The organism is Actinoallomurus sp. NPDC052274 (assembly GCF_040679475.1).
Classification (GTDB): domain Bacteria; phylum Actinomycetota; class Actinomycetes; order Streptosporangiales; family Streptosporangiaceae; genus Actinoallomurus; species Actinoallomurus liliacearum.
Map to the genome: position 1 here is coordinate 1 of NZ_JBFAUT010000155.1, position 1,224 is coordinate 1,224.

Sequence of the window (1,224 nt, forward strand, 5' to 3'; positions counted from 1 at the left end):
AACAGGCGTGGGGAGGCGGGCGATTCGGGAATGCGCGCCGCATCCACCACCGACACATTGTTGGTGCCGATGCCGGCGACCCCGATCTCCTTGTAGCGCTGGAGCAGGCCCTCATAGATCTGGCGGTTGGTGTCCGCCTCGCGCTGGTAGATATTATACTGGATGCTGTCGCTCTGCTGGTTCTGCAGGCGCCCCTTCAGCTCGGCGACGCGCTGCTGCAGGCCGAGCTCGCGCGCCTTGGCCTCGGCATAATTGGCCGAGACGTTGGTCTGCACGCGGCTCTCCTCGCGCGCGATGCTCTGGTCGAGGACCTGGAGCTGATTGGCCAGCGCCTTCGCGGCGGGATATTCCGGCTCGAACTGGACGAGCACCTTCGAATATTCGGCGGCGACCTCGGCGCGGCGCTGGCGCAGGCCGTTGATCGCCGGATTCGTCAGCGCATTGTCGGCGGCACCGCGCGCATTGTTCGAGCGCAGTCGGCTCTCCGCGGCGATCCGCTGGCTCGTCGCTTCCGCCAGGGCGGAGTTGAGCGCGTCGAGATCCTGGGAGACGAGCGTGCGCTCGACCGTGGTGCGGCCGCCGCTCTGGTTCTGCCCGAGCGAGACGATGTCCTTCTCGTTCGCATAGGTCACGACTTCGCGCTCCGAACGCTCCAGCTTGGTGCGCAGATCGTTGAGGCGGTTCTCCAGATATTTGCGCGCGTCGGCCGTGGAAGCGAAGCGGCGATCCATGTTGGCTGCGATGAACTGGTTCACCCAGGCATTGGCGATCGCGGCCGCCAGCTCGGGCGAGGCGCTGCGATAGCTCACGTCGATCAGGCGCGATCGGGCGATCGGCGAAATCACGACGTGATCGAGGAGAAGCGAGATCGCCATCTTCGAACGGCGGGCCCGCTCGCTGGCCGTGAGCACCTTGGTATCCTCGCTGAACAGCGCGTTCTTGTCGGGATTGACGCCATGGCTGGCGAAGAACGCGTTGTTGGTGCCGAGCTTGAGCTCGCGCTCCACCCGCTCGGCCAGCGAGCGGGCCTGCAGCAGCGAATATTGGGTCTGGTAGAATTCCTGGTCGCGGCCCTCCTCCTCGGAATCCAGGCCCTGAACGTTGGTGACCTTCTTCTGCTCGCGGCTGATCTCGATGCGCGAGGTCGCCCGGAACTGCGGGGTCGAAAGCAGGGTGACGATCACACCAGCCACCAGGCTGGCCACGAGAACACCCGCAATCACC

The 1,224-nt window shown here is 65.4% G+C and carries 1 protein-coding gene; it reads right to left on the reverse strand.

Going from position 1 to position 1,224, the window contains the following annotated elements; genetic code table 11:
* Positions 1–1,205, reverse strand: a 1,205-nt coding sequence (locus tag AB0K82_RS44595) for a GumC family protein (protein ID WP_364409844.1), incomplete at its 3' end; no start/stop codon positions are given.
* Between the last annotated feature and the right edge of the window lie 19 nt (positions 1,206–1,224).